This window comes from Cellulomonas sp. B6 (assembly GCF_001462455.1).
Lineage (GTDB): Bacteria > Actinomycetota > Actinomycetes > Actinomycetales > Cellulomonadaceae > Cellulomonas.
This window is the reverse complement of record NZ_LNTD01000223.1, coordinates 1-3,229: the sequence shown is the minus strand read 5'-3', so window position 1 is coordinate 3,229 and position 3,229 is coordinate 1. Positions and strand designations below refer to the sequence as shown.

The following is a 3,229-nucleotide window of genomic DNA, read 5'->3' as shown; positions in this document are numbered from 1 at the left end:
AGGGGATGAGGTGAGGGTGGTGGTCAGTCGCCCAGGCCGGTGCCCACCTGCCGGGCGGCGGCGATCCACGCGTGGTCGGTGGGCACGAGCTTGACCTTGCCCGCGACGTCGGCGAGCGGCACGGGCACGGCCTCGTCGCCGCGCGCCGCGACCATGACGCCGAACTCGCCGCGCTGCACCAGGTCGGCCGCGGCCGCCCCGAGGCGCGTCGCGAGCAGCCGGTCGGCGGCGCACGGCGCCCCGCCGCGCTGGACGTACCCGAGGATCGTCACGCGCGACTCCAGGCCCGTCGCGGCCTCGAGCTCGCGGGCCAGCTTGAACGAGTGCTCGCGCTGCGCGTCCTCGACGTGCTTGAGGTGCGTCTTCGCGGCGCGCCGCGCCTCGGGGGTCTTCGCGGACTTCACGAGCAGCTGCGCCGCCTCGTAGTCGGCGGTGTCGTCGACGTCGCGCGCGCCCTCCGCGACGGCGACGACGGAGAACGACGAGCCCCGCGCGGTGCGCTGCTTGATCGTCTCCGCGACCGACTCGATCGTGTAGGGGATCTCGGGGATGAGGATGATGTCGGCGCCGCCCGCGATGCCCGCCGCGAGCGTCAGCCAGCCCGCCCGGTGCCCCATGATCTCGGTGAGGATGATCCGGTGGTGGCTGTGCGCGGTCGAGTGCACGCGGTCCACCGCCTCGGTGGCGATCTCGGTGGCGGTCGCGAACCCGAACGTCGTGTCGGTCTCGGCGATGTCGTTGTCGATCGTCTTCGGCAGGTGCACGACGTTGAGCCCCGCGTCGACCAGGCGCATCGCGTTCTTCGCGGTCCCGCCGCCGCCGAGCATGATGAGCGCGTCCAGGCCGAGCGCGCGGTAGTTCTCGACGACGCGCGGCACCATGTCCTGCGGCTCGCCGTCCACGACGTACCGGTGCACCTTGTCGCGGCTCGTGCCGAGGATCGTGCCGCCGACCGTGAGGATCCCCGACAGCGCCTTGCCGTCGAGCCCGACGTACCGGTTCTCGACCAGGCCCGTGACGCCGTCGCGGAACCCGAACAGCTCCATGCCGTAGTGCGCGATGGCCGTCTTGCCGAACCCGCGGATCGCCGCGTTGAGGCCCGGGCTGTCGCCGCCCGCGGTGAGGATCCCGACCCGCCTGGGCTTGCCCATGTCCGCTCCCGCCGTCGCGCGGCCGGTGCGTCCCGGACCGTCGGGCCCAGCCTGGTGCACGGCCGCCCGCACGCACAAACGTCACGACGCCGCAGGTCGCGCGCGTGCCGGGGCGGCGGCCCCGCGCCGGGCGCCCGGCGCCGGGTCAGGCGGCCGCGCGCGGCCCGTACATGATGAGCGCGACGCCGACCAGGCACACGAGCGCCCCCGCGACGTCCCACCGGTCGGGCCGGAAGCCGTCGACCACCATGCCCCACGCGAGCGACCCGGCCACGAACACGCCGCCGTACGCCGCGAGGATCCGCCCGAAGCTCGCGTCGGGCTGCAGCGTCGCGACCGCGCCGTACAGCCCGAGCGCGATGACGCCCGCACCCACCCACACCCAGCCCTTGTGCTCGCGCAGCCCCTGCCACACGAGCCACGCCCCGCCGATCTCGAGCCCGGCGGCGGCCACGAACAGCAGGATCGAGCGCAGCGTGGTCATGGGGGTCCTCTCGACGCGGTCGCACGAGTATCGCGCGGGCGCCTGCCCACGGTCCGCGCTGACGACCGGCGCGGGCGAGCGGCCACCGACGCCGTCATGCGTCACGTGTCGGCCGGTGCGCGTGCGACCGACGACGGGGTCGGCGTGGCGGACGGGACGAGTCACCCGACGACGCCGTCATCGGTCGCGTGCCGTGACCGGTGGGGCGACGGGTGGCGGGGCCGGTCGTGCGGGTCTGCCGGGCGGTCAGCCGCCCAGCGCCTCGCGGAGCGCGCGGGCGACGGGCCAGGCGGCGTCCGCCGTCGTGCCCGCGACAGTGATCGTCAGCCCGGTCGCCGGGTCGTGCTGCGACCAGAACGACACGCCCGTGTCCTGACCCTCGAGCGAGACCGCACCGTCCGGCTCGGGCAGCCACAGGCCGAGGCCGTACCGGCCGTCGTCGGTGTCGCTGCGGACCTCGCGCGCCTGCGCGACGAGCCCGGCGGGGACGATCCGACCGCCCAGCAGCGCGCCCCAGAACCGCTCGACGTCGGCCGTCGTCGTGTACGCGCCGCCGTCGCCGCCGCCCACGACGGGCAGGTGGTGGACGTTGCTGCGCCACTCGCCGCCGACGAGCACGTACCCGAGCGCGGCGTCGGCGGGCAGCGCGTCGGAGCGCGGGTACCCGGTCGACGCCATGCCCGCGGGCTCGAGCACGCGCGTGCGCACCAGCTCGTGGAACGGCACGCCCGAGGCTCGCTGCGCGAGCAGCGCGAGCAGCACGAACCCGCCGTTGCAGTACGTGAAGTCGGTGCCCGCGGGGAACTGCGTGGGGTGGCCCTCGAGGATCGGCAGGTAGTCCTCGGGGTCGACGAGCCGGTGCACGGGCACCGGCATGAGGTACTCGGGGAGCTCGGCGTCGTCGTCGAGGTAGTCGCCGATGCCGGACCGGTGGCTGAGCAGGTGCTCGACCGTGACGTCGTCGGCGACGAGCGGCAGCTCGTCGCCGAGCAGCGACCGCGCGGTGGTGGTGAGGTCCAGCGTGCCGTCGGCGACGAGCGCGAGCGTCGCGAGGGCCGTGAAGCCCTTGGAGCCCGACGCCACGGCGACGCGGTGGGCGGGGGTCAGCGGTGCGTGGCTGCGCCGGTCGGCCACGCCCCACGCGGCGTCGAGCAGCACCGCGGACGTCGCGGGGTCGGGCGGGGTGCCCGGGGCGCTGCGGGTCACGCGGGCGACGACGCCGGCGAGGGCGTCGGTGTCGTCGTCGGGGTCGGTCGTGGCGGACGCGATCGCGTCGTCGGCCACCTGGCGCAGGCGTGCGTCGGGGGTCATGCGGGCCGACGCTACCGGTGCCCCTCGTGCGGGGCGACGACAAATCCGGGCCTGATTGTGTAACAATCAGCCGTGCGCGCCGTCCTCGCGGTCCTCCTCGCCGCCGTCTGCTTCGGGACCACCGGCACCGCCCAGGCGCTCGGCCCGGCGGCCGTCGACCCCCTCGTGCTCGGCGCCGCGCGCATCGCGGTGGGAGGTCTCGCGCTCGCGGCCGTCGCCGCCGTCGTCGCACGTCGCGCGGCCCTCGCGGACCGGACCACGACCCGCCGGACGGGCGCCGCCC

The 3,229-nt window shown here is 75.6% G+C and carries 3 protein-coding genes and 1 pseudogene; 1 reads left to right on the top strand and 3 read right to left on the bottom strand.

The window, feature by feature from the left end; translation table 11 throughout:
* Positions 1-23: 23 nt before the first annotated feature.
* The 3 genes from ATM99_RS16425 to ATM99_RS16415 form a co-directional block, all read right to left on the bottom strand.
* Positions 24-1,151 (bottom strand): 6-phosphofructokinase, encoded by a 1,128-nt coding sequence (locus ATM99_RS16425; RefSeq protein ID WP_150118341.1) that lies wholly within the window; start codon positions 1,149-1,151, stop codon positions 24-26.
* A 145-nt stretch (positions 1,152-1,296) separates the two neighbouring features.
* Positions 1,297-1,635: a YnfA family protein gene (locus tag ATM99_RS16420; RefSeq protein WP_062103913.1), complete on the bottom strand. Its 339-nt coding sequence runs from the start codon at positions 1,633-1,635 to the stop codon at positions 1,297-1,299.
* Between the two features lie 246 nt (positions 1,636-1,881).
* Positions 1,882-2,946, bottom strand: a complete 1,065-nt coding sequence (locus ATM99_RS16415) for a serine hydrolase (RefSeq protein ID WP_082659954.1) — start codon at positions 2,944-2,946, stop codon at positions 1,882-1,884.
* A gap of 72 nt (positions 2,947-3,018) precedes the next feature.
* Here ATM99_RS16415 and ATM99_RS16410 point away from each other — a divergent pair.
* Positions 3,019-3,229 (top strand): annotated as a pseudogene (locus ATM99_RS16410) (EamA family transporter); the annotation flags it as partial.